Annotated in this window: 23 protein-coding genes and 1 riboswitch; of the genes, 14 read left to right on the top strand and 9 right to left on the bottom strand. The window is 57.7% G+C overall.

The genetic code is table 11. The features are described from left to right. Positions 1-86 precede the first annotated feature (86 nt). From C1N84_RS00775 to glpD, 3 genes are all read right to left on the bottom strand, one after another. Complete coding sequence (locus tag C1N84_RS00775; protein WP_264441891.1) at positions 87-545, bottom strand: DUF943 family protein; 459 nt, start codon at positions 543-545, stop codon at positions 87-89. Further along, a complete protein-coding gene (locus tag C1N84_RS00770; RefSeq protein WP_264441892.1) occupies positions 545-1,384 on the bottom strand; it encodes a DUF3289 family protein in 840 nt (279 codons plus the stop codon). Before C1N84_RS00770 ends, C1N84_RS00775 begins: the two co-directional genes overlap by 1 nt. A gap of 179 nt (positions 1,385-1,563) precedes the next feature. After that, a complete protein-coding gene (gene glpD / locus C1N84_RS00765; RefSeq protein WP_264441893.1) occupies positions 1,564-3,072 on the bottom strand; it encodes a glycerol-3-phosphate dehydrogenase in 1,509 nt (502 codons plus the stop codon). A 227-nt stretch (positions 3,073-3,299) separates the two neighbouring features. On the opposite strand from glpD, the gene glpE reads away from it, so the two are divergent. The 3 genes from glpE to C1N84_RS00750 are packed head-to-tail and all read left to right on the top strand — an operon-like array spanning position 3,300 to position 5,285. Beyond that, entirely contained in the window at positions 3,300-3,626 is a 327-nt protein-coding gene (glpE, locus tag C1N84_RS00760; protein ID WP_021313438.1) for a thiosulfate sulfurtransferase GlpE, read from the top strand. 32 nt (positions 3,627-3,658) lie between these two features. Beyond that, complete coding sequence (gene glpG, locus C1N84_RS00755; protein WP_264443566.1) at positions 3,659-4,483, top strand: rhomboid family intramembrane serine protease GlpG; 825 nt, start codon at positions 3,659-3,661, stop codon at positions 4,481-4,483. Positions 4,484-4,526: 43 nt separating this feature from the next. Beyond that, the gene (locus C1N84_RS00750) at positions 4,527-5,285 is read left to right on the top strand and encodes a DeoR/GlpR family transcriptional regulator (protein WP_058759319.1); all 759 of its coding nucleotides are present in this window, start codon (positions 4,527-4,529) and stop codon (positions 5,283-5,285) included. A gap of 75 nt (positions 5,286-5,360) precedes the next feature. Here C1N84_RS00750 and C1N84_RS00745 read toward each other — a convergent pair whose 3' ends face one another. Then, on the bottom strand, positions 5,361-6,323 hold the full coding sequence (locus C1N84_RS00745) for an IS110 family RNA-guided transposase (RefSeq protein ID WP_394541694.1): 963 nt from the start codon (positions 6,321-6,323) through the stop codon (positions 5,361-5,363). Between the two features lie 276 nt (positions 6,324-6,599). Next, entirely contained in the window at positions 6,600-7,094 is a 495-nt protein-coding gene (locus C1N84_RS00740) for a GNAT family N-acetyltransferase (RefSeq protein ID WP_058775154.1), read from the bottom strand. Between the two features lie 63 nt (positions 7,095-7,157). On the opposite strand from C1N84_RS00740, the gene C1N84_RS00735 reads away from it, so the two are divergent. Then, positions 7,158-8,990: an ABC transporter ATP-binding protein gene (locus tag C1N84_RS00735; RefSeq protein ID WP_264441872.1), complete on the top strand. Its 1,833-nt coding sequence runs from the start codon at positions 7,158-7,160 to the stop codon at positions 8,988-8,990. Here C1N84_RS00735 and C1N84_RS00730 read toward each other — a convergent pair. Then, entirely contained in the window at positions 8,987-10,111 is a 1,125-nt protein-coding gene (locus C1N84_RS00730; protein WP_264250228.1) for a GNAT family N-acetyltransferase, read from the bottom strand. The genes C1N84_RS00735 and C1N84_RS00730 overlap by 4 nt on opposite strands. A 185-nt stretch (positions 10,112-10,296) precedes the next feature. On the opposite strand from C1N84_RS00730, the gene C1N84_RS00725 reads away from it, so the two are divergent. The 3 genes from C1N84_RS00725 (at position 10,297) to C1N84_RS00715 (ending at position 12,853) form a co-directional block, all read left to right on the top strand. Then, positions 10,297-11,196, top strand: coding sequence for a LysR family transcriptional regulator (locus tag C1N84_RS00725; RefSeq protein ID WP_058759361.1), 900 nt, complete (start codon positions 10,297-10,299; stop codon positions 11,194-11,196). A 98-nt stretch (positions 11,197-11,294) separates the two neighbouring features. Next, positions 11,295-12,236, top strand: a complete 942-nt coding sequence (locus C1N84_RS00720) for a glutathione S-transferase family protein (RefSeq protein WP_262256821.1) — start codon at positions 11,295-11,297, stop codon at positions 12,234-12,236. 11 nt (positions 12,237-12,247) lie between these two features. Continuing rightward, on the top strand, positions 12,248-12,853 hold the full coding sequence (locus tag C1N84_RS00715; RefSeq protein ID WP_058780232.1) for an alpha/beta hydrolase: 606 nt from the start codon (positions 12,248-12,250) through the stop codon (positions 12,851-12,853). Here C1N84_RS00715 and C1N84_RS00710 read toward each other — a convergent pair. Beyond that, positions 12,850-13,647 (bottom strand): sugar phosphate isomerase/epimerase family protein, encoded by a 798-nt coding sequence (locus tag C1N84_RS00710; RefSeq protein WP_264441871.1) that lies wholly within the window; start codon positions 13,645-13,647, stop codon positions 12,850-12,852. The genes C1N84_RS00715 and C1N84_RS00710 overlap by 4 nt on opposite strands. A gap of 106 nt (positions 13,648-13,753) precedes the next feature. Then, the gene (crcB, locus tag C1N84_RS00705) at positions 13,754-14,131 is read right to left on the bottom strand and encodes a fluoride efflux transporter CrcB (RefSeq protein WP_021507890.1); all 378 of its coding nucleotides are present in this window, start codon (positions 14,129-14,131) and stop codon (positions 13,754-13,756) included. Positions 14,132-14,222: 91 nt separating this feature from the next. Continuing rightward, positions 14,223-14,297, bottom strand: a riboswitch (Fluoride riboswitch). Positions 14,298-14,404: 107 nt separating this feature from the next. On the opposite strand from crcB, the gene C1N84_RS00700 reads away from it, so the two are divergent. Then, the gene (locus C1N84_RS00700; protein WP_059011367.1) at positions 14,405-15,322 is read left to right on the top strand and encodes a nucleoside hydrolase; all 918 of its coding nucleotides are present in this window, start codon (positions 14,405-14,407) and stop codon (positions 15,320-15,322) included. A gap of 8 nt (positions 15,323-15,330) precedes the next feature. Here the strand turns inward: C1N84_RS00700 and C1N84_RS00695 are convergent, their stop codons facing one another. After that, complete coding sequence (locus C1N84_RS00695) at positions 15,331-16,359, bottom strand: zinc-binding alcohol dehydrogenase family protein (RefSeq protein ID WP_059011365.1); 1,029 nt, start codon at positions 16,357-16,359, stop codon at positions 15,331-15,333. Between the two features lie 135 nt (positions 16,360-16,494). Here C1N84_RS00695 and C1N84_RS00690 point away from each other — a divergent pair, with 135 nt between their 5' ends. From C1N84_RS00690 to C1N84_RS00665, 6 genes are all read left to right on the top strand, one after another. Next, on the top strand, positions 16,495-17,397 hold the full coding sequence (locus tag C1N84_RS00690; protein ID WP_021507893.1) for a GntR family transcriptional regulator: 903 nt from the start codon (positions 16,495-16,497) through the stop codon (positions 17,395-17,397). 171 nt (positions 17,398-17,568) lie between these two features. Then, a complete protein-coding gene (locus C1N84_RS00685) occupies positions 17,569-18,921 on the top strand; it encodes an MFS transporter (protein ID WP_021507894.1) in 1,353 nt (450 codons plus the stop codon). A gap of 397 nt (positions 18,922-19,318) precedes the next feature. Beyond that, entirely contained in the window at positions 19,319-20,692 is a 1,374-nt protein-coding gene (locus C1N84_RS00680) for a glycosyltransferase family protein (RefSeq protein ID WP_264441870.1), read from the top strand. Between the two features lie 13 nt (positions 20,693-20,705). After that, on the top strand, positions 20,706-21,980 hold the full coding sequence (locus C1N84_RS00675; protein WP_264441869.1) for a glycosyltransferase: 1,275 nt from the start codon (positions 20,706-20,708) through the stop codon (positions 21,978-21,980). Then, positions 21,980-23,386, top strand: a complete 1,407-nt coding sequence (locus tag C1N84_RS00670) for a radical SAM protein (protein ID WP_264441868.1) — start codon at positions 21,980-21,982, stop codon at positions 23,384-23,386. The genes C1N84_RS00675 and C1N84_RS00670 overlap by 1 nt, the downstream gene beginning before the upstream one ends. Before the next feature lie 48 nt (positions 23,387-23,434). After that, on the top strand, positions 23,435-24,220 hold the full coding sequence (locus C1N84_RS00665; RefSeq protein ID WP_058759370.1) for a hypothetical protein: 786 nt from the start codon (positions 23,435-23,437) through the stop codon (positions 24,218-24,220). The last annotated feature ends 11 nt before the right edge of the window (positions 24,221-24,231 follow it).

Here is a 24,231-nt window from a genome sequence, read left to right as displayed (position 1 = left end):
AATTGCGCCGCTACGGTAAATGCGGCAGTGACTTTCGTCATTATCGACCGCACACACTGTAGCGGCGCGATTTATCGCGCTATGTATCAATTGCTCCTCTGCAATTGACTCATTTCGTTGTCTTTATTCACTGTGTAATTTCCTGAATCCAGTGAGAATATCACGCCACCATCCTGCTTCCGCTGAATTTTCATCAGTAAATTTTTATCCAGACAATTAGCAGGGGGGTGCATTTGCTTAAAGCAAATGCGGTCCTTTTTTTCTAATGACTGATATCCCTCACCTAGTGCATAAAAATAATAGGTAATGGGGCCATTATCATTAAAGGCTTTAATATTGTATTTTGACGTTATTTGCGGCTGGTGAATCAACCACCACCTTATTTTTTTATCGTCAGAGTAAGGCAGGTGATCGACGATAATTGATGCAGAATAGTAATCCTGGTGAACGTCAATGACGTTAACTTCCCTGAAGTTCAGGTAGCAATATATGCCACTGGCTAATGCAATAAGCAGAATTAATCCTGCCCATATCTTCCTGTTCATTAACGGCCGCCTTCAATATCTATCACAGCATCCATGTTCGTCAGAAAAGGACGAAAGCCAAATTTATCATAACGTTGTAAGGTGAACCATATCGTAAAAAACTGAAATTGTCTGAATTTATGCTTGTGAATATCATGCGTATCCAGACCGAAATGATCCTGTCCGCTGAAGCGCATTTTTGCCCTCCAGCGCGCACCATTAACGTCAAGACTCAATATGTCAATTTTGGTAGCATAAACATCATGAACAGTAATGCCTAGACCATTTATTTTATCCATAATTAATGAATCGAACTTTGGCAGGATCGAGTTATTAATGGCAGAGTTAATGTCACCTGTATTTTTCAATGGCAGGCCTTTGATACCATAATCAATATTAACATTGAGCGTATCAATTATGGCTTTGTGTGTACTGTTTATGCTTCTGTCGTTCATAATTTTGTCCCGATATGCCATATCCAGCGACAAATCCCGAAACGGCAGGCCGCTGGAGCGCATAAAATGCTCCAGCATCTTATTTATCAGGAAACGTTGCGGGCCAACAAGCGCGAAAGGTAATGAAGTGGTTTGCATCTCAGCAAACAGCAGCCTGGCGCACTCCAGCGGTGAAAGCTTTTCGCCAGGTTTCGCATAAGCACCAGCAAAGCGCGACTGGGGATTATGGAAGGGATGCAGCCGCGTCATGTTCCATGGGTCGACCACATTGGAAATGTGGGTGAGGCCGAATTCGTTTTTCATCCGGCGTTCACAGATATCGCCGTAGCGCATATCGTCAGCGCCATAGTCATTAAACATGCGCTGTGTGGTGAAGATATTGAGCGGAAAAGTGGCTAAAGCCATGCGTTATGCTCCCTGTTACTGACGAGTCCGTTAATCCAGTCGCGGATTATTTAGTCAGTAAGCGGAGCGGTGAGAATTGATCTGGTGCAGTATCTTGTGTGAATAACCTCTCGCCAACACAAAAGAGAAAAAACAAAAACCCCGCGCGGTGGCGGGGTTGAGGACAATGCTTAAGGCGATTAGGAAGCCAGCGACAGCGCCGGTTTCTGGCCGTTTTCCGCCAGCCAGTCGCGGATGCGCGCCTGTTCGGCTTCGCTCAGCCACATACCCTGTTTGGTACGGCGCCAGATGGCGTCGTCCAGCTCGCGCACCCACTCGTGTTTCACCAGGTAACGCAGTTCGGCTTCATAGAATTCGTGGCCAAAGTTTTCACCCAGATCTTCACGGCTCTTCGCGCCTTCCAGCAGCACTTCAGTACGGCTGCCGTAGGTGCGGGCGAAGTGACGCGCCATGCTTTCGCTGATGAACGGATAGCGACGGCGCAGGCTGGCAGCGTAATCTTCACGCGTACCGGAGAAATCACCGCCTGGCAGCACGGCGTTTTTGGTCCACGCCGGACCGGCATCGGGGTAGTATTTCGCCAGTTTCTCCAGCGCATGCTCCGCCAGCTTGCGATAGGTGGTCAGTTTGCCGCCGAACACAGACAGCAGCGGTGCCTGGCCGTTGTCGTCGTGCACATCCAGCGTGTAATCACGGGTGATCGCCTGCGGTGAATCAGATTCATCATCGCACAGCGGACGCACGCCGGAGTAGGTCCAGACGATATCGTCACTGGTCAGCTGCTTTTTAAAGTGCGCGTTATACACCTTCAGCAGATAGCTGATTTCATTGTCATCGATTTTGACATTTTTCGGATCGCCTTTGTATTCGACGTCGGTGGTACCGATGATTGAAAACTCATCCATCCACGGAATCACAAACACGATACGGTTATCTTCGTTCTGCAGAATGTAAGCCTGCTTCTCGGTGTGCACGCGCGGCACCACGATATGGCTGCCTTTGATCAGGCGAATACCGTACGGCGATTTCAGCTTCAGGCCATCGTCAAAGAACTGTTTCACCCAGGGACCAGCGGCGTTAACCAGCCCTTTGGCGCGCCAGGTGTAGGTCTTGCCGGTATCGACGTCTTCCGCTTCCACCATCCACAGACCGGCTTCACGCCAGGCGCGAGTTACGCGGGTGCGGGTGCGCACTTCGCCGCCCTGTTTCACCACTTCCTGCGCGTTAAGCACCACCATGCGCGCATCGTCCACCCAGCAGTCGGAATATTCGAAACCGCGCGTAATTTCAGGCTTCAGGGCCGATTCCGCGCCAAAACGCAGACCTTTACTGCCTGGCAGCGTAGTGCGCTTACCGAGGCGATCGTACATAAACAGGCCCATGCGGATCATCCACGCCGGACGCAGATGCGGGCGGTGTGGCAGACGGAAACGCATCGGGAAGGCGATGTGCGGCGCCATTTTCAGCAGCACTTCACGTTCGGCCAGCGCTTCGCCCACCAGACGGAATTCGTAATGTTCCAGATAGCGCAGGCCACCGTGAATCAGCTTGGAACTGGCAGAGGAGGTTGCACAGGCCAAATCCCGCGCCTCCAGCATCAGCACTGACAGGCCGCGTCCTGCAGCATCCACTGCAATGCCGGCACCGTTGATGCCGCCGCCGATCACGATCAGGTCTTTGGTTTCCACGTCATCTCCTCCGATGTTCGGAATAGTTCTAAAATGTTCGTTTTCGAGCGTAATAATAATCGGAAACCAACATTGACGCCAGCGCTTAACTCAATAAAAACATTCTTGCGTGATATAGCTAACATTTCGGCAGGAAAAAAATCACATATCCACAGGATTTGTCAGGTTATCGCGGCGGCTTATCAGGGTAAACTAACGCCAATTGATGACGAGGTAATGAGAGACCCATGGAAACCTTCGAGTGTATTAACGTCCTGCAGGCTAACGAGCATCTGGCACAGGGAGCGCAACTGGTAGACATCCGCGATCCGCAAAGCTTCGCCATGGGCCATGCCACCGGTGCGCAACATCTGACCAATGACAACCTGGCGACGTTCATTGCCGGCGCCCGGCACGACCAGCCGGTGCTGGTGATGTGCTATCACGGCAACAGCAGTAAAGGCGCGGCGCAGTTCCTGTTAAGCCAGGGCTTTAGCGACGTCTACAGCATCGACGGCGGTTTTGATGCCTGGCGCGCCGCGTTTCCGACGCAGGTGGCGACCGGCAGCCTCTGATCGACCGACAAAAGGAAGGAGAGCACCGCATGATGCGCATTACCCAGTTTAACCAGCCGCGCATGGCACAGGCGTTTGTCGATTACATGGCGACGCGCGGCGTCACGCTGCGTATTGAGCGCGAAAGCCACTATGTCATTGTGCTGGATGACGACAGCAAGCTGGAGATGGTCGAAAACGAACTCGCGCAGTTCGTGCGCGATCCCAACCATCCACGCTATCAGGCGGCGAGCTGGCACAGCGGTACCACCGACAGCGGTCTGCGTTATGAGCGTGGCAATATCTGGGCAAACATTCGCGAACGCGCGGGCCCGCTCACGCTGACCATGATGATCGCCTGCGTAGCGGTGTTTATCCTGATGCAGATTGTCGGCGACGATGTGGTACTTGGCTGGCTGGCCTGGCCGGCGGATTCCTCCCAGTATTTTCAGGTGTGGCGCTGGTTCAGCCACGCGCTGCTGCACTTCTCGCTGCTGCACATTCTGTTCAACCTGATGTGGTGGTGGTATCTCGGCGGTGCGGTAGAGAAGCGCCTCGGCAGCGGCAAGCTGTTCGTTATCATGCTGATTTCAGCGCTGCTGAGCGGCTGGATGCAGGCGAAATTCAGCGGTGTGCTGTTTGGCGGGCTGTCCGGCGTGGTCTATGCGCTGATGGGCTACTGCTGGCTGCGCGGCGAGCGCGATCCCGAAAGTGGCATTTATCTCGAGCGCGGCCTGATTGGCTTCGCTATTGTATGGCTGGTGATTGGCTGGTACGGCGCCTTTGGCCTGTCGATCGCGAACGCTGCGCACGTCACCGGTTTGCTGGTGGGGTTGGCAATGGCGTTCGTTGATACGCGCAAACGCGCACGTCGCTAGCAGCAGGATAAAAAGAACACGGCCTTGAGCCGAGGAGAGAGATGTGAAGCAGACGCAACGTCATGACGCCATTATCGATCTGGTCCGGCGTCAGGGGTATGTCAGTACGGAAGAGCTGGTGGATCATTTTGAGGTCAGCCCGCAGACTATCCGGCGCGATCTGAACGATCTGGCCGATCAAAACAAAATTCAGCGTCATCACGGCGGCGCAGCGCTGCCTTCCAGCTCGGAAAACACCGCGTGGCAGGATCGCAAAATGATGTGGTCGGCGGAAAAGGCACGCATCGCCGAGCGCGTGGCGAGCCAGATCCCGGACGGCGCCACGCTGTTTATTGATATCGGCACCACGCCGGAAGCGGTGGCGCATGCGCTGCTCAACCACAACAATCTGCGTATCGTCACCAACAACCTCAACGTGGCGATTTTGCTGATGGGCAAGCCGGATTTCCGCGTGATTATTGCCGGCGGTGAAGTGCGCACGCGCGACGGCGGTATCATGGGGGAAGCCACGCTCGATTTTATCTCTCAGTTCCGGCTCGATTACGGCATTCTCGGCATCAGCGGTATTGATATGGACGGTTCGCTGCTGGAGTTCGACTATCACGAAGTGCGCACCAAACGCGCCATTATCGAGAACTCGCGCTGCGTGATGCTGGTGGTGGATCACTCGAAGTTTGGCCGTAACGCCATGGTTAACCTTGGCAACATGAGCCTGATTGATTACCTGTATACCGATCAAACCCCGCCGTTAAGCGTACTGAAGGTGATTGAACAGCACGAAGTCCATCTGGAGCTGTGCTGATTTCCCAGGTGCGCAACAATGCGCACCCTGTGATGCACCAGGTCATCCCGCTTATTGTAGATACCGTCTTGCCGGTTACCTGGCAAGACATATTTCGGCATCGAACGGACGACCCGATTTCAGCACGCCATAAGCCAGCTGCAGCAGCTTCTTCATCGCCGCGCACACCACGACTTTTCCCGTTTTCTTACCCGCATCCAGCCGTTTCTTCAGCGCACTCACCGCCGGATTCCACTTCATCGCCACTATCGCAGGCATGTACAGGGCCTTGCGCATCGCGCTGTTGCCCATCTTCGATATCCTGCTTTTGCCCTTCCACTCACCGGACTCCTGCCGCATCGGATTCAGACCCACCCACGCCACAAGCGCCTTGCTGCTGCTGAACCTCGACATGTCCCCCAGATACGCCAGCATCGTGCTGCTCAGCACGCCCGCGATGCCCGGGATGGACTCCAGCAGTTCCCTGTTCTTTTTAAGGCCCGGATCATTGTCGATATGGTCGTTTATTGCCCGCTTCGTTTCGTCTATCTGCGCATCCAGCGCCGCAATGACCACGCGGATTGAGGGCTGCACCACCGCATCCGAGACCTCCAGCCGGTTCTCTTCCATCTGCCGCATTTCCTGAAGATTCGTCAGGCGCTTCACCAGCGCCTTCAGCCTGCGTTCATTCAGCGGCGCCGGCTGCCACAGCGACGGGCCGTGCAGTTTACAGTAGCGCGCTATCATGCGCGCATCGTCTTTATCCGTCTTGTTACGGCTCAGCTCCGCCTGTCCGAAGCGCCTGATGCGCGCGGGATTTTCCACGCTGACATCATAGCCTTCGTCGTGCAGGAAGGTGGCCTGCGGCTCACTGTACGCGCCGGTAGCCTCCATGCAGATATGGCAGCAGCCGAACGGCTCCAGCCATTTTTTCAGGGCGATAAAGCCCTTAGGGGTGTTGGGAAAGACTTTGGTTTTGTAAGACGTGTCGCCTTTCCAGACGGCCACATCAAACTTTCCGGAGGCAATATCAATGCCGACAGGCATACGGGTTTGCATAGATTCTCCTTAACAGCACAGGGAAACCGCCATGACCATCCTTATGGATGCGTGCTCGGGGCACAGGATACCGTCCGGTCTTGAAGGCGGGAGTTAAGTTGCCGGGGATGAATCTACGAAGCAGGCTTTATGCCCAGGGGGCGCCCCCATCTCACCAGCAACTTCCCGATGATCAGTCGGGGATCATCATACCCGGAGGAGAATGATCGGGATATAAGGGGCGCCATTTATGGCGACCTGGTTACAGGGCGCCCTGGTTACAGAGCGACGCAACCATCACTCGCGCAGTATCGCCATGACGATAATGTCGTGGTACTCGCCCTCGCGCAGGCAGGCTTTGCGCTTCACGCCTTCCTGCTCAAAGCCCAGGCGTTGATACAGACGCAGCGCGCGCTGGTTGTCGTGAAACACTTCCAGCTCAACGCGAATCACGCCCAGCCAGTTAAAGGCATAGTCGATACCGGTGCGGATCAGCCGCTCGCCGATGCCACGACCGCTAAACGCCGGATCGACGCCAATACCAAAACTGATGCTGTGACGCGTACGCGGCCGCTGTTCGGTAAACAGCGTCAGCTCGCCCACCATCTGCCCGTCGATTTCCGCCACAAAGCCGATATGGCCTTCGCTGTTCATCGGCTCGAATTTTTTCTGCCAGGTGGCGACGCTGGGAAACGGCAGCTGCGTGGTCCAGCGATACACCTCGGGATGACTGTATAAACGTTGATAGGCGGCGGCATCGCCCGGTTCACGTCCGCGAATCTGCAAATCCATGTCGATAATCCCTGTTCAGTTGCACTAAGCTGTTAACTCTCACCGATCGGAAAGAGTGGCCTTATGTTGTATCGTCGTTTTGAACGTTTTATCAATATTTTTCAGGATGCCCCCACCGATTCCCCACCCGCCAGCGTGTGGCCGTTTTACCTCTATTATCTGCGTCAGGTGTGGCCAAGTTTTGTCGCGCTGCTGATTGTCGGGCTGGCGCAGGCGCTGATCGAAGTGGCGCTGTTTAGCTATCTCAGCCGTATTATCGATCTGGTCAATCACACCACGCCCGCAACGCTGTTCAGCGATAACTGGCCGATTCTGCTGTGGATGGCGGCGGTGGCGCTGGTGCTGCGGCCGGTGGTGATCGCACTGCACGATATGCTGGTGCATCAAAGCATTAACCCCAGTATGACCAGCATGATTCGCTGGCAGCATCACAACTATGTGCTGCGGCAGAGCCTCAATTTCTTCCAGAACGATTTTGCCGGCCGTATCGCCCAGCGCATCATGCAAACCGGTAACTCGCTGCGTGACTCGGCGGTCCAGCTGGTGGATGCCATCTGGCACGTGGTGATTTACGCCGTGACCTCACTGGTGCTGTTCGCGGAAGCCGACTGGCGGCTGATGATTCCGCTGATCGTCTGGATTGTGGCGTACAGTCTGTCGCTGCGCTTCTTTGTGCCGCGCGTCAAGCAGCGCTCGGTGGTGTCATCCGAGGCGCGCTCGAAGCTGATGGGCACCATCGTTGACGGTTACACCAACATCGCTACCCTGAAACTGTTTGCCCATAACGATCTGGAAAAACGCTACGCGCGCGACGCCATTCAGGAGCAGACCGACAAAACCCAGCATGCCAGCCGCATGGTGACCAGCATGGATATCACGCTGTCGACGCTCAATGGCCTGCTGATTGTCAGCACTTCCGGCCTCGCGCTGTGGCTGTGGAGCCAGTCGCTGATCAGCGTTGGCGCCATCGCGCTGGCCACCGGGCTGGTGATTCGCCTGGTGAACATGTCCGGCTGGATCATGTGGGTGGTGAACGGCATCTTCGAAAACATCGGCATGGTGCAGGATGGCCTGAATACCATTGCGCAACCGCTCAGCGTGCAGGATGCGCCGCAGGCGAAAAAGCTGCAGGTGACGCGCGGCCAGATCCGCTTTGAGGATGTGCGTTTTGACTATGGCGGCGGCCGCCAGGTGATTAACCGCCTGAATCTCAACATCAAGCCTGGCGAGAAAATCGGTCTGATTGGCACGTCCGGCGCCGGTAAATCGACCCTCGTGAACCTGCTGCTGCGGCTGTATGACATCAACGGCGGGCGCATTCTGATTGACGATCAGGACATCGCGCAGGTCACGCAGGCGAGCCTGCGCAGTCAGATTGGCATGATCACCCAGGATACGTCGCTGCTGCACCGCTCGATTCGCGAAAACCTGCTGTACGGTCGCCCGGATGCCAGCGAAGCCGAACTGCAGGCGGCGATTGTGCGCGCCCGCGCCGACGAATTTATCCCGCTGCTCTCCGATCCGCAGGGCCGTACCGGGCTGGATGCGCACGTCGGCGAGCGCGGCGTCAAACTCTCTGGCGGCCAGCGCCAGCGTATTGCCATCGCCCGCGTGCTGCTGAAAGATGCGCCGGTTCTGATCATGGATGAAGCCACGTCGGCGCTCGACTCTGAAGTGGAAGCGGCGATTCAGGAGAGCCTGGAGACGCTGATGCAGGGCAAAACGGTGATCGCCATCGCCCATCGCCTGTCGACCATCGCGAAAATGGACCGGCTGGTGGTGCTGGAAAATGGCGGTATTGTTGAGATGGGTAACCATCACGAACTGCTGGCGCACGGCGGGCTGTACGCGCGCCTGTGGCAGCATCAGACCGGCGGATTTGTCGGCGTCGATTAATCGCCGCGCCGGTAAGGCAGGGCGTCGCGCGCTTCCTGTGCCCAGGCGTGTACCCCTGCCCGCTCCTGCTGCAGAAAATCCCCGACCGCATCACGCAGCCCCGGATGGCACAGATAGTGCCAGGAGTGGGTGAGTTGCGGTTCAAAGCCGCGCACCAGCTTGTGCTCGCCCTGCGCACCGGCATCAAAGCGCTGCAGCCCTTCGGCGATGGCGAAATCCATGCCCTGGTAGAAACAGGTCTCGAAGTGCAGCCGGTCAAACTCCGCCAGACAGCCCCAGTAGCGGCCATACAGCGTGTCGTCATCCACCAGACAGAAGGCCATGGCGGCGGGCTGCTGCTGTAGCGTGGCGATCACCACGCGAATCGCCTGCGGCATCCGCTCCGCCAGCAGGCTGAAGAAGGAGCGCGTCAGATAGGGACGCTGGCCGCGCACCGCGTAGGTGTTGGCGTAGCAGGTATACACAAAATCCCACTGATCTTCACGCAGCTCATCGCCGCGATACCAGTTAAACGCAAAGCCGCTGCTGGCCACCTGTTCACGCTCTTTGCGTAGTTGCTTGCGTTTGCGCGACATCAGCGTGTCGAGAAAGTCGTGAAAATCGCGGTAACCGCGATTGTGCCAGTGATACTGCACGCCGAGGCGCGCCAGCCAGTCCGGCTGGGTTGCCAGCAGCGCGTTGGCGTGCGGCGTGGTGAAGTTGATATGCGCCCCGCTTAAGCCGTGCCGCTGCAACGCATCGGGCAGCGCTTCCAGCATCGGGATGATGGCCGTCTCGTCGCCCAGCAGACGCGCACCGGTCACCGGGCTGAACGGAATGGCGCCGAGCCATTTGGGGTAATAGGCGATGCCGGCACGCTGGCAGGCATCGGCCCACGCGTGATCGAACACATATTCGCCCCACGAATTGCGTTTACGGTAGCCCGGCAGCGCTGCCCGCAGCCTGCCGTCTTCGCGCCACAGCAGATGATCCGGCTGCCAGCCGTTTTCCGCGCGCACGCTGCCACTCTCTTCCAGCGCGAGCAGGAAGGCGTGACGTAAAAAAGGTTGATTGTCAGGTAACAGCGCATCCCATTCGGCAGCGGTGATCTCCGCCAGCGATGACAGGTGAAGCAAAGGCATTGGTGGCTCCCGGCCAGCTTAAGGCGAATGCCTAGTTCAGCAGGTTTTGCCGCCGTGCGAAAGGTGCGGCGCACTGAATGTAAAGCGGATCGTTGCGCCATGCTGCGCACATTGCTGCCGCGGCCCGTGCCACGATTTTTCACGTCGCCTGTGTATACTCACCCTTTTCCCTTGCAGGAAATGCCATGGATCGTCTTGATTGTGATCGCATGTTTGTCGCCGTACTCGAAGTCGGCAGTTTTGCCGGTGCCGCCGCCCGGCTCGGCACCAGCAGCGGCCAGGCGTCAAAGCTGGTGTCGCGTCTGGAGCAGCAGCTTGGCGTGCAGCTGTTCAAGCGCAGCACACGGGCGCTGTCGCCCACCGAGATCGGCCGCGCCTATTACGAGCGGGTGAAAACCCTGCTGGAGGCGTTCGACGCGCTGGATGCCACGGTGCAGGAAAATGCCCGCTCACCCACCGGCCGCCTGAAGATTAGCGCACCCGGCACCTTCGGCACCGCGGTACTGGCCAGCGTGCTGGTGGCGTTCGCACGTCACTATCCGCTGATTGAGCTGGACGTCAACTTCTCCGACCGCGCCGTGAATATCGTTGATGAAGGCTTCGATATGGCGATCCGCATCGGCAAGCTGGACGACAGCAGCCTGATTGCGCGCCGTCTGGGCGAGGTGCCAATTCGCCTCGCCGCCGCGCCCGGCTATCTGCTGCAGCACGGCACGCCGCAGCACTGGCGCGATCTGGCGACGCATCAGTGCATCAGCGATACCAACTTTCGCGATCCGTGGCACTGGCCGTTCGTCACGCCGTGCGGCGACAGCGTCAGCATGCCGATTCGCGGCCGCCTTTGCTTCTCCAATACCGAAGCCTGCCTGCAGGCGGCGCTGGCCGGCCTCGGCATTGCACGTCTGCCCGGTTTTATCGCTGCACCGGCGCTGCAGCGGGGCGAAATCGTCACGCTGCTGGAGGACTTTGCGCCGCCAGCCATGGGCCTGTTTGCCCTGTATCCGCCCGCGCGCCATCTGGCGCAGAAAACCCGCCTGCTGATCGACTTTCTGGCCGAGCACTTCCGCCTGCATCCGCCCGGCTGATTCCTTCCATTATGGAAACAATCAAAGCCGTTTTGCCCGGATTATCAGCATAACGGCAGCACGGTAAGCTGCTGACATCACTTTAGAGGAGCAGAGCGATGTTGGTAAACGGTAAGTGGAGCGCAGAGTGGCATCCGGTTCAGGCCACCGATAAACAGGGTGGCTTTGTACGCCAGACTTCCAGCTTTCGTCACTGGATTAGCGCCGATGGCAGCAGCGAATTTGCCGCCGAGCCGGATCGCTATCATCTGTACGTCGCGCTGATCTGCCCATGGGCCTCGCGCACGCTCATTGCGCGCAGCCTGAAAGGGCTGGAGCAGATTGTCAGCGTGTCGGTGGTTGAGCCGCAGCTTGGCGCGCAGGGCTGGCGCTTCGGCGATTATCCCGGTGCCGAGCGCGACCCGCTGAACAACGCTGAGTATCTCCACCAGCTGTATACCCGCGCCGACGCCGACTTTACCGGGCGCGCCACCGTGCCGGTGCTGTGGGATAAAAAAACCCAGACCATTGTTAACAATGAGTCGGCGGATATTCTGCGCATGTTCAACAGCGGCTTTGGCGATCTGGCTGACAACCGGCTCGATCTCTACCCTGAGGATCTGCGCCCGGAGATCGACGCGCTGAACGCAACGATCTATCCGCGTCTCAATAACGGCGTTTATCGCACCGGTTTCGCTACTACCCAGGTGAGCTATCAGCAGGCGTTTAATGAGGTATTCGAGCAGCTGGATGAGCTGGAGCAACGGCTGAAAGATGGTCGCACTTTTCTGCTGGGTGAACGACTGACCGAAGCCGATATCCGCCTGTTCGTGACCCTGATACGCTTTGACGTCGCCTATCACGGCCTGTTCAAATGCAACCTGCGCCGCCTGCGCGATTACCCGCTGCTCGATCGTTATCTGAAGAGTGTGCTGGCGGTCTCCGGCGTGCGGCAAACGGTGAACATCGACCACATCAAACAGGGCTATTATTCGATTAAAGCGCTGAATCCCAACGGCATCGTGCCAGCGGGACCGGATATGGCGGACTACGGTTTTTAAGGAGCAGGGCAATGGCAAAAGCGTTAGTGGTGTTTTTACATGGCGTCGGCAGTAATGGCGCGGATTTGGCGGTGCTGGGGCAACACTGGTCAGCGCTGCTGCCCGACGTGGCATTTGCCGCGCCCGATGCGCCCTTTCCCTTTGAGCACGCCATGGGCTATCAGTGGTTCAGCCTGACCGGCATCACGCCGGAAAACCGTCCGGCACGCGTACGGGCTGCGCGCGACGCCTTTGACGCCACGCTGCAGCAGCTGATGGCGCAGCACGCGATGGCCGGCGCGTGGCAAAAGGTGATTCTGGTGGGATTCTCGCAGGGCTCGATCATGGCGCTGGATGCGCTGGCCTCCGGACGCTATCCGCTGGCTGGTGTGGTGGCCTTCTCCGGTCGCCTGGCCTTTGACGAGGCGCTCACGCCGCCGCCGCATGCCTCCGCGCTGCTGATTCATGGCAAAGCCGATGAGGTCATCCCGTTTAGCGAAACCGTCTCCGCCGCGCAGCGCCTGCAGAGCGCGGGCGTCGCGGTCACCGCACAGTATGAACCCGTCACCGGTCACACCATTTCCAGCCACGGCGCGATGCAGGCAGCGGCCTACATCGCCCAGTGCCTGCAGGATTAAGGCCAGTAGCGCTGCAGCGCCTGCCACGCCTGACGCGCGGCCGCTTCCGGCGGCTGTGCTTTGAGGCGGTCGTTAAACACTTCGATGCCCACCGGACCGCGATAGCCTGCACTTTTCAGCTTATCGACAAAGCGTTCCACTTCAATGATGCCGTCGCCGGGCAGTAAGCGCTGATGGCGCGCATAGTCGCTCAGCGCCTGCTTTTCCTGCGGTGGCATCTGCGCCATATCGCACAGCTGCACTTCATAAATGCGGTCGGCCGGAATGCCGTCGAGCTGAGAGGCATCGCCACCGCGTGCGCAGATGTGGAACAGATCGACCACCAGCCCGATATTGGGCTGATCCAGCCGCTGCAAACGCTGCCACGCCAGCGGCAGCGTATTATCGACGCTGCACCACGCCATCGGTTCATACATGATGCGCATGTTATAGCGCGCGGCTTCCGAGGCCAGCCAGCGCAGATCCTCATCAATGCGCTCCGCAACGCAGTCTTCGCGCGTGGTCGCCGGCGCCTGAATGGTATCGCAGCCCAGCGATTGCGCGACGCGAATGAAATCACGCAGTTCGGCGCGCTTTTGCAGCCGTTCGCTGTCCGGCGCGCCGGTAAAGTCACGCAGCACCTGCAGATTGGTAAAGCCCAGGCTTAGCTGCGCGGCCAGCGCCGCCGTGTGCTCAGTAACCTCTTCCCGCCACATTTCAACCTGATCGAACCCGGCGGCACGCGCCGCCTGCAGCTTATGCGCCGATTCACCGTTTAACAGCACCAGGTTAAGGAATTTCGGGTTTGCAGACATCAACAGCTCCTTAATCGTCCGGATAAAGCGGTGACAGAGGCTGTGCGCCACCCGCACAGCATCCTGATCAGTATCCCCCTCTCAAGGGTGATTTCAAGCGTGTCGTTTAGCCCAGCAGGTTCACCACGGCGAAACCGGCAAAGGTCATCAGCAATGAACCGATGACATGCACCATCACGCTCGACATTGCCCACAGGTATTTTCCTGATTGTAGCAACACCACGATCTCGGCCGAGAAGGTCGAAAACGTCGTCAGCCCGCCGCACAGGCCGGTGACGATCAGCAGTTTCCATACGGGATCGATGTGCGGATTGCGCACAAACCACGCCATTGCCGCACCAATAATAAAGCCACCGACCAGATTAACGATCAGCGTACCTGGCGGCAGGTTGGGGAATAACGTATTGAAACGCAAAGAGATAAGCCAGCGCAGCGTGCAACCGATGGCACCACCGATCATGACCGCGAACAGCGACTTCAGCATAGTCTGGAGCTCCTGAATTGAGATACGCGCAGGGCCGCGGCAGGACAGAAACTACACCTGACACACCGCCGTCTCCCGCGCAGGGATAAGCAAGTTGTCAGGCGTCATCAGCCGTCTGTAACCAGAGGGCGGTTGGGTAAGGTGGCACGCCATCACCTCAGAGGCACGATAATACGCTGGCGCGGCGGAGGTGACAATATTCACCTGCCGTCAGCGTATCGTCGGGAACGATTATGTTTTACCGTGGCAGACATCATCAGCAAGGAGATTCCGATGCGTACCCTGATTTTTGATACTGATATCGGCGTGGATGACGCCTTTGCGCTGGCGTATGCGGCGCGCACGCAGCGGCTACTGGGCATCACCACGGTGTTTGGTAATGTCGCGGTTGGCCAGGCGGTAAAAAACGCCCGGCTGTTCTGTGCAAAGATGAACATCAGCGCGCCGGTGTATCGTGGCTGTGCGCGTCCGCTGGCGCTGGCCCCTTCCGCACCGGCCACCCTGCACGGCGCAGACGGTCTCGGCGATGCCTTCGATAACCCGTATAGCGATGTCGCCGACAGCGCGGTGCAGTTCATCATTGATAGCGTACGCGCGCAGCCGCATGCGATTACCCTGGTGGCAATCGGGCCGCTGACCAACATCGCCTGCGCCATCAACCAGGCGCCAGACATTATTCCGCTGGTGAAAGAGCTGGTGATCATGGGCGGCGCGTTTGGCACCGACGGCCACGCCGGCAACGTGACGCCGTTCGCCGAGTTCAATATCTGGAAAGATCCGCATGCCGCCGATCAGGTGCTGGCCTCGGCGCTGCCGGTGGTGATGCTGCCGCTGGATGTGACGCACAAGGTGCTGATCAGCGGAGAGGAAGTGCGCCAGCTGAATCAGCCGGTGTTAAGTGCCATCTGCCGGCCTTATCTGGCTTACAGCCTGCAAAAAGAGGGGTTTGATGGCATGGCACTGCACGATACCCTGACGCTGTCGTGGCTGGCGCTGCCGCAGGCGTTCAGCGTGACGACAGCGCCGGTGCGCGTGGTGACCGAAGGCATCAGCCGCGGCCAGACGCTACAGCGCGTGAGCGCTCTCGCCTCGCGCGACGATCCGTTCGCCGGCCTGCGCGCCCAGCGGCTGTGTCTGGGCGTTGATGCCGAGGCGGTACGGCAACATTTTTTTGCCACGCTGCGCGCCTGACGCTCTCTCTAGCGGGCGAAATGGATGACGCCTTTGATCAGCTCAGGGTTGTTGATCACCCCGGGCTCAAAAGTCTCGGCCAGCGTCGAGAAGTCGTAATGGCGGTTGAGCATCATATCGGCCCGCAGCTGACCGCTGGCCATCAGGGTGCGCACCTTGTCGAAGTCTTCCCGCGTGGCGTTGCGGCTGCCCAGCAGCGTGGTCTCCTTTTTGTGAAACTCGGTGTCGGGGATCACCAGATCGCCTTTGTGCAGGCCGACAAACACGATGGTGCCGCCGTGACGAATCAGCTGCACGGCGCTGTTCATCGCCGCCGGACTGCCGGTGGCGTCAATCACTTTAGCGGCCAGCCGCCCGCCAAACTCTGCGCGCAGCGCGGCCGTAAAATCCGCCGCCAGCGGATCGATCGTCGCCAGCTGCAACTGCTGCGCAACGTGCGCGCGCCGCTGAGCGCTGGTATCGGCCACCACCACCTGCGCACCGGCTGCGGCGGCAATCGCCGCGACGCCCAGGCCAATCGGTCCGGCCCCGACCACCAGCACCTGCTCATCGGCGACCAGCGCCGCGCGTCGCACCGCATGGGCGCTGATGGCAAAGGGCTCGATCAGTGCCGCTGCTTCGGGCGCCACATCGTCAACCGCCAGCAAATTAGTGTCCGGCACGCTGAGAAACTCGCAAAAACCCCCATCCTGATGCACGCCAATCACTGAAATCTGTTCACAGCAGTTGGTTTTGCCGCTTAAGCAGGCGTCGCATCGCTGGCAGGCCACGTAAGGAATCAGCGCCACGCGCTGCCCTGGCTGAAAACCCTGCGCCGCCGCACCCAGCGCCACCACTTCACCGCACAGCTCATGACCGAGCACGCGCGGATAGGAGAAAAACGGCTGATTGCCGGCCCAGGCGTGAATATCGGTGCCGCAAATGCCGGCGGCAATCGGTTTAATCAGGACTTCGTGCGCGGCAGGCGTCGGTACGCTGCGCTGCTGCCACACCATGCTGCGCGGTTCGGCGACCACCAGCGTTTTCATATTCGTCATCGTTTCCTCCTGGGCTGTTCACGCAGTTATGGCGAAAATCGACCGCGGCGGGAGGTTGCGCTGTGCGAAGTGTGAGGCAGCGCGATTTTTTTGGGCTTTGTGTGGTTTTTAATGCATAAAAAACCGGAGGGCCGTATGAGCCGAAGCCAGAATCTGCGCCAGAACGTCATCAATCAAATGCTGGAAGCCATTGCCCGCCGCCATGTGCGCTCGCCGCTGCCCCCGCAGGCGGCGCTGGCCGAGATGTTTAATATCAGCCGCACCACGGTGCGCCACACGCTGCAGCATCTGCATCAGCGCGGCGTGCTGGAAAAAGTGGCTGAGACCTACGTGATCGTGCGCGATCCCTGCGAGGAGGATGGGTTTAGCGTACTCAGCCCACCGATCGACCAACAGGCGGTGCAGTTTGAGCAGGCGTTTTTTAACCTGATTAACCAGCGTTTGCTGATGCCAGGCGACAGTTTCACCGAACTGCAGCTGGCGCAGCAGGTGCGGGTCAGCCCGGTAGTGGTGCGCGAGTTCCTGCTGCGCTTTATGCGCTATAACCTGCTGGAACCGGTTAAACGTGGCCACTGGCGGATGAAGAAATTCGATCAGGAGTACGCCGAAAAGCTGTTTGAACTGCGCGAAATGCTGGAAACGCACGCGCTGACCCGCTTTCTTAACCTCGCCGCCGGTGATGAACGCTGGGTGCAGGCGCGCGATCTGCTGGATCGCCATCGCGCGCTGCGCGACACCATCGCCAGCAACTACCGCCAGTTTGCCGCGCTGGATAAAGAGATGCATACGCTGATTCTCTCCGCCGCCAACAACCCGTTTTTCAATCAGTCACTGGAAATTATCTCTGTGATTTTTCACTCGCATTATCAGTGGGATGAAAGCGACCTGAAACAACGCAATATCGTCGCGCTGGAGGAGCATATGGCGATTCTCACCGCGCTCATCAGCCGCCAGGATGTGGACGCGCTGTGCGCGTTGCATGCGCATCTCAGAACCGCCAAACACTCAATGATCCGCTCTATCCGGCAGTACAATTAAAAACCGATTAAAAACCACAAAGCATAAGCGCCCGCACGAATCAGAAACATGTTTGCAACATCTCCCGCGGTTTACTTCTAGTCTCGAAGGCAGCCCCTTAGGGCAGCCCGTTTCGCTGCCGCAGGAACCCCAAGACTGATAACGATAAGTACCCGAACCTGGGAGGTTGCAATGGAAAATACATCAACGCGCGGCGGCACCACCGCGCCAGCACCCGAGCACGCCGGGCAGGATTATGTGCCGGCACGCGCCGATGTGGTGCGCTCTCCGCGCATCCGTAAGATTCAAATCACCGCCATGCTGTTGCTGCTGTTCGCCGCCATCATCAACTACCTTGACCGCAGCTCGCTGTCGGTAGCCAACATGACCATCCGCGAGGAGCTGGGCTTATCGGCCACCGAGATTGGCGTGCTGCTGTCAGCGTTTTCGCTGGCCTACGGTTTAGCCCAGCTGCCGTGCGGCGCGCTGCTCGATCGCAAAGGCCCGCGCATTATGCTGGCCATCGGCATGTTCTTCTGGTCACTGTTCCAGGCGGCGGCCGGGCTGGTGCATAACTTCACGCAGTTTGTGCTGGTGCGCATCGGGCTGGGCATTGGCGAAGCGCCGATGAACCCGTGCGGCGTGAAGGTGATCAACGACTGGTTCAACATCAAAGATCGCGGTATGCCGATGGGGATGTTTAACGCGGCGTCGATGATTGGTCTGTCGGTGGCACCGCCGATTCTGGCGGCGATGATGCTGGTGATGGGCTGGCGCGGCATGTTTGTCACCATCGGCGTGCTGGGCATGTTTCTCGCCATTGGCTGGTATCTCACCTATCGCGACCGGGATAACAACAAGCTGAGCGGTGAAGAGATTCACTATCTGCAGGCGGGCAGCGTGGCATCACGCAAAGAGCCGCTGAGTTTCGCCGAGTGGCGTGGGCTGTTTAAGCAGCGCACCATGTGGGGCATGATGATTGGCTTCAGCGGCATCAACTATACCGCGTGGCTGTACATCGCCTGGCTGCCGGGCTATCTGCAGTCGACCTATCATCTGGACCTGAAAAGCACCGGCCTGCTGGCCGCCATTCCTTTCCTGTTCGGCGCGGCGGGCATGCTGCTCAACGGTTACGTGGTGGATGCGCTGGTGCGTCGCGGTTTCGACGCGGTGAAAGTACGTAAAGTGTCGATTGTCAGCGGCATGCTGCTCTCCGCCGCCTTTACCACCTTTGTGACGCGCGCCACCGACACCACCAGCGCGGTGACGCTGATTGGTATGGCGCTGTTCTGCATTCACTTTGCCGGTACCTCATGCTGGGGCCTGATCCACGCTAACGTCACAGCGCGCATGACGGCGTCAGTGGGCAGTATCCAGAACTTTGCCAGCTTTGTTTTCGCCTCTTTTGCGCCAGTAATTACCGGCTGGGTGCTGGATACCACCAAATCGTTCAGCCTCGCGCTAATGATATGTGCTGGCGTCACGGTGGTCGGCGCGCTGGCTTACCTGCTGCTGGTCAGAAAACCGATCACCGATGGGGTGTAACACCAGGGTTTCTGCTTAATGCTCTTCGCCGGGTGCGCAGATTATGCGCACCCTTTCTTCATCCGCCCGCCACATGTATTCCAGCCGCGTTATCGCCTGATTCTGGGTGTGATCAGATAAATTAAACTGCATGATGGCAATTACTATCCAGCACCATTAAGCCCAAAATAAGGAAAATATACCGCTAAACACGCCGGTAATAGTTATTATTTTAAGACAAAACTCAAAGACGAATATTATAAATCACCATCCTCAGTGCATTATTACCCATTAATGCATTAACGAAGGTGAATTAATTAGCTACAGTAAACTTTTGTGGATTAGATCAAAGTTTGACCGCATAATTTAACTTACCGTTCAGTCACTATTAATGTTCAGGTATGAGCGTGGTGACCAAATGGATTTACAACGCAAGGCCCTTTTTATCTCTTTTGATGCCGTGGCATTATCGGGTATTACGGTAGAAGCCACTAAAATTGCCGTTCGTTTACGCGAGCAGGGAATCATTTCCTTTCTTGATATCGGCTACGACATAAAAATTGATAAGGGAAACTTCGGACGCCCCTATTCCGAAAGTGAAATTAATTCGCTGAAGCATCATTTTACATTAGTCCGGCACGATGAAATTCGTCAGGTGGAAGGTTATAACCCGGCCTTTCTGCAATATATTCATGACGTACTGATTAATCATAGCCAGACGCTGGATGCCGCCGCAGAAAAAATCCTGGTGCAGCAGACGGAAAAGATGGCACAGGCGGTGGCAAACGCGCTGTGCGCAAAATGGCAGGCGCTGGATATCAATTATTTAATCATTGAGAACGGGACGCTGCCGGATAATATTATTTTTACCCGCGCGCTCTATCTGGCGATAGCGCAATACGGCGCCGCAAAACAGCTCGGCCGGTTTGTGTTGTGGCGCGACCATGACCTGATGTGGAACAGCGAATCCACTTCATCGCGTTACGGCAGCGCGCCCTGGCCACATGCCGTCAGGCCGCAGCCCTCGCCGCATATCACCTACGTCACGCTGAACCAGGCACTGGCCTCACAGCTGGCGGCCTGGTGCGAACATCAGGTCGAAATCGAGGTGATGCGTAATACCTATCCTTTTGACCCAAGCCATCCGCGCAAAGATTTACGCCGCCAGTTTGGGTTGCTGGCGCAGGACAAGGTGATTGCCCGCACCACGCGAATTATTCCGGCTAAGCGACTCGATCGGGATATTCACCTGTTGCATGCGCTGAACAGTGAACTTATCGCGCAGCATCAGCCACAGCGCGTTTATTTAATGGTCGCCGGCGATCCGCTGGAAGACAGCGTGCATTATCACGCATTAAAGCAGTTAATTAGCCGATTCCAGCTGGAGCGTTACGTCATCTTTTTTGGCGCGTTAAATCACGACTTCATGGAGCGTAATCCACAGGCCACCACCATTCAGGATCTTTATCACGCCTGCGATGTGGTGTCGTTTTTAACCGCATGGGATTACGACAGCTACGGTAATCCGATTGGCGAGGCGATCAGCCATCAGCGCTGTTATATCGCCACCCGCTATGAATATTATCACGAGGTGTATGGCCAGTACGGTTTTGAAGGCGAACTGATGGCGATTTCCGCCAGCCATGATGGCCTGCCGGATGCCGATTTTATTCAGCGCGTCAGTGCCTTATTACATGATGACGCACGCCGCCACGCCATCGCCACGCGCAATTATCAGAAAGGAAAATCCCTGTTGTCGGATCACATCTTCCGGCAGATATTTAATGTGTAGTTAAGGAGTGACTATGGATAACCGTTGTTTTATTTCTGTCGTGCTGCCGGTTTATAACGAGGCAGCACGTATTAACGCGGTGCTGGAATCAATATTGCAGCAGCGTTCACCCGGCGGATTGTTTAATTTTGATAATCTGGAAGTGATCATGGTGGATAATAATTCCACCGATAATTCGGTCGCGCTGATTGAAGCCTTTGCCGCGCAGCATCCGCAGCTGACAATTCATCAGCTGCAGGAGACGGTGCAGGGCGTCTCTTCGGCGCGGAAAAAAGGCATGGATTTCGCGTCACAGCGCGCCGGTCTGCGCGACGAGGCCAGCGGTTTTCAGCGCAAGCACTACATCCTTTCGGCCGATGCGGACTGTACCGTTGATGCACTGTGGATCGACGAACTGGTCGGCACCATGATTGCGCAAAACGGCGATCTGGGCACCTGTAACTACTACTACGAAACCGCAGATTTCCACGAGCGCCCGCGGCTGTATGCAGAGATTGATAAAACGCTGCGCTGCCGCCACGCTTCCTTCTCCCTGTTTGGCGGCTTTCCGGACGGCAAAGGCTTTGGCGTCGAAAAGCAGCTGTACGACGAAGTGGGCGGCATTGAGATTTTTTACCAGCTGAAAAACGGTGAGTTTGTTGAACATCTGTCAGACGACTGGGATTTTGGCATCAAGGTGATCGCGGCCGGCGGCAAACCGGTGTATGCGCCCAACTCCCGCGTGCAGATCAACAGCCGCCGGGTGGATAACCTGCTGCACGAAGTGATTGAAGGCGTGGCCTACGGCCATAACGGCACCATCATCATGAAAGATGTGCGACCCACGCTCACCGCACTGACGCCGTTCACCGATGTCAGCGCAGAGCAGGCGCAGCAGGCGTGGCACTACTCGATTAAAGATTACGTGCCAAAAAATCTGGTGCTGCCGGTGTTGCTGAATCCGTCGCTGCTGCGCGACGATGCCGCGGTGATTGATTTCTTCACGCCAGACGTGGCTGAACGCCTGTTCGCCCGCATTCACAGCATAATGCAGGAGATGAGCGTGACCGATTTCCTGCCGATTCACAGCTACAAAACCCCGGCGTTTCGCCTCTATTTTGAATTCCGCCATGAGCTGTTTGCCGCGCTGCGTCGTGCCGTCGGCGCAGAGATTGGCGAGCCACCGCCGCTGCCGGCCTGCTTTGCCCGGGTGACGGAAAATGATTTCGCCCGCTTTGTCTGGTATTACTGCGAAGATCGCGAATCCGGTGAGGCGCATAACTACTTTGCAAACGGCGGGGTGTTCTGATGCGTGCTGCCTGGCTGCAATCCCTGCAGGATATCGATCGTCACTATCCTCGCCCGGCCATATGCGAGGTGCTTAGCCGGCCGGAAAACGCCGATTTGCTGGAATACGTGGTGCATGATCCTTTTGGCTGCCATGTGTTTCCCGGTGATATCGACGATTTTCCGCTGCCGAATTTTTTCCGCGCCATGCAGCACAGCCTGAGCCATGCGCCGCAAATTCATCTGTGGGCGTATATCCCTACCTGCCGCTACAAGTGCCACTTTTGCCAGTTTCCTACGGTGATTGTAAATCCGCAGTCGCCGCGCGCGCCTGAGCTGTTCCGCGATATCGTCGATCGCAACATTCAGGAGGCGAAACTGTGGCTGGCGCAGCTGCCGGCACTGGGTGAAGTGCCGGTGGGTGAGTTCAACCTGTTCGGCGGCACGCCCTCGCTGCTGCCACCGGATGAGCTGCGGCGCTTAATGGATTTTTACCGCAACCATTTCAACTTCCGCGAGGCCACGCTGCGCTTCGAAGGCGAGCCCGGCACGCTGACGCGCGAATTCCTCGCGCAGCTGCGCGAACTGGGCTTCAGCAAACTGTCGTTTGGCGCGCAGTCATTCTCAGACCGCCTGATCAAAGGCTGTGGTCGCCTGCACAGCGCGGATGCCTGCTACAAGGTGATTCGTGATGCGCGCGAGCTGGGCTTCGCCCTGGTCAGCGTCGATCTGATGTATGGCCTGCTGGGACAAACGGTGGATGACGTGCGTGACGATCTGCAGCAGACGCGCGCGCTTGACCTGTCGCATCTGGTGTTCACCAAGCTGCACATGAAGCCGTTCGCCGAGAGCCGCACCGGCGTGTCGGCGGAGGGAGAAAATGCCTGGCAGCGTAAGAATGCGGCGATGCCCAGTCTGGGTCAGCAGTATCAGATGCGCGCGCTGGCCGAGCAGTGGCTGGATGGCGATTACCTTGAACATCCCACCATGTATTTCCACCATCGCAGCGCACCGCCGGAGAAGTGGAAAGCGATCATTACCGATCTCGACCAGCAGGCACCGGAAGTGGCGATTGGCCTTGGCGGCAGCTCCAAATGTGCCGGCGCGGAGCTGATTAACCTGACCGACTACGCCGATTATCAGCGCGCACTGGATAACGGTGAGCTGCCGATCGCCTCGGTGCGCGGTATGTCGCCGGATCAGCAGGCCATCAACGGCTGCAAGATGGCGCTGTCAACGCTGATTCCGCTCGACGATGTGCTGTTTCAGCAGAAGTTTGGCGTCAGCCTGTTTGCCCAGCCGACCATCGCCCGTGCGCTGCGTGAGTTGCAGCAGCGCGAGTTAGTGCACAGCGATGGCCGCTACGTCACGCTCACCCCCGCCGGCCGCGTGCTGGTAGAAGCCATCATCAATACCCAGTTCGACTAAACCGCCCTTACCTCTCAACGGCACGCGACGGCGTGCCTGGAGCCTGTTATGTCCCAGTCTGTTTATAGCTTTTTTTATATCGCCATCGACACCGAAGCGGGCGTCACCGCTGAACAGTTTGAAACCTTCGTGCGCGAAAAAGGCGTGCATCTCCCCTGCTATCCCGGCTGGCGCTGGACGCTGTTTCGCGGTCTGCGCGGCGAGCGCGTCGATCAATACCTGATGCTGTTTGAAATGAAAGATGCGGCACAGCGCGCGCGCTTTATGCAGGATGACGGTGAACTTACCGCCGAGGCAGAGCACTTCTGGCATCTGCATCCTGACGCGGACGCGCTGCTCAGCGAGTGGCGCCAGCTGGCAACCTTCGCGCGGCGCCCGACAATTTTCACCCATTTCGATCTGCTGGCAGAGAATCCCCACAGTACGCTGCCGGGTGGCCCGCGTTTTGATGCCCGCAGCGGCACCGCGCGCATTCTCGGTACTCACTATCTGGCGCTGCGACCGGGCGTGCAGCCGCAGGAATTTGAGCAATTCATCGCGCAGAATGCCGCGCGTATCGTTGATTATCCCGGCTGGAAGTTTCATCTGCTGAAAGGCCACAGCGGCAACCGGCTGGACGGCTATGTGGTGATGATGGAGATTGAGAGTGAGGCGGCGCTGAATGTGTTTTATCCGCAGCCTGATATCGCCACCGCCAGCGCGGCTGACTTTGCGCGCGCGCACCGGGATACCAAACAGATGTATGAAGAGTGGAAGCAGCTGGCGTCCTTTTCCGGTTCGCCGCAGCTGTATACCGATTATCTCGCCGTGGCGGAATGTGGCACGCTGAAGTGAGTGCTGGCGGC

It is taken from the genome of Pantoea sp. SGAir0418 (assembly GCF_043529865.1).
This window is presented reverse-complemented; position numbering and strand designations above follow the sequence as displayed.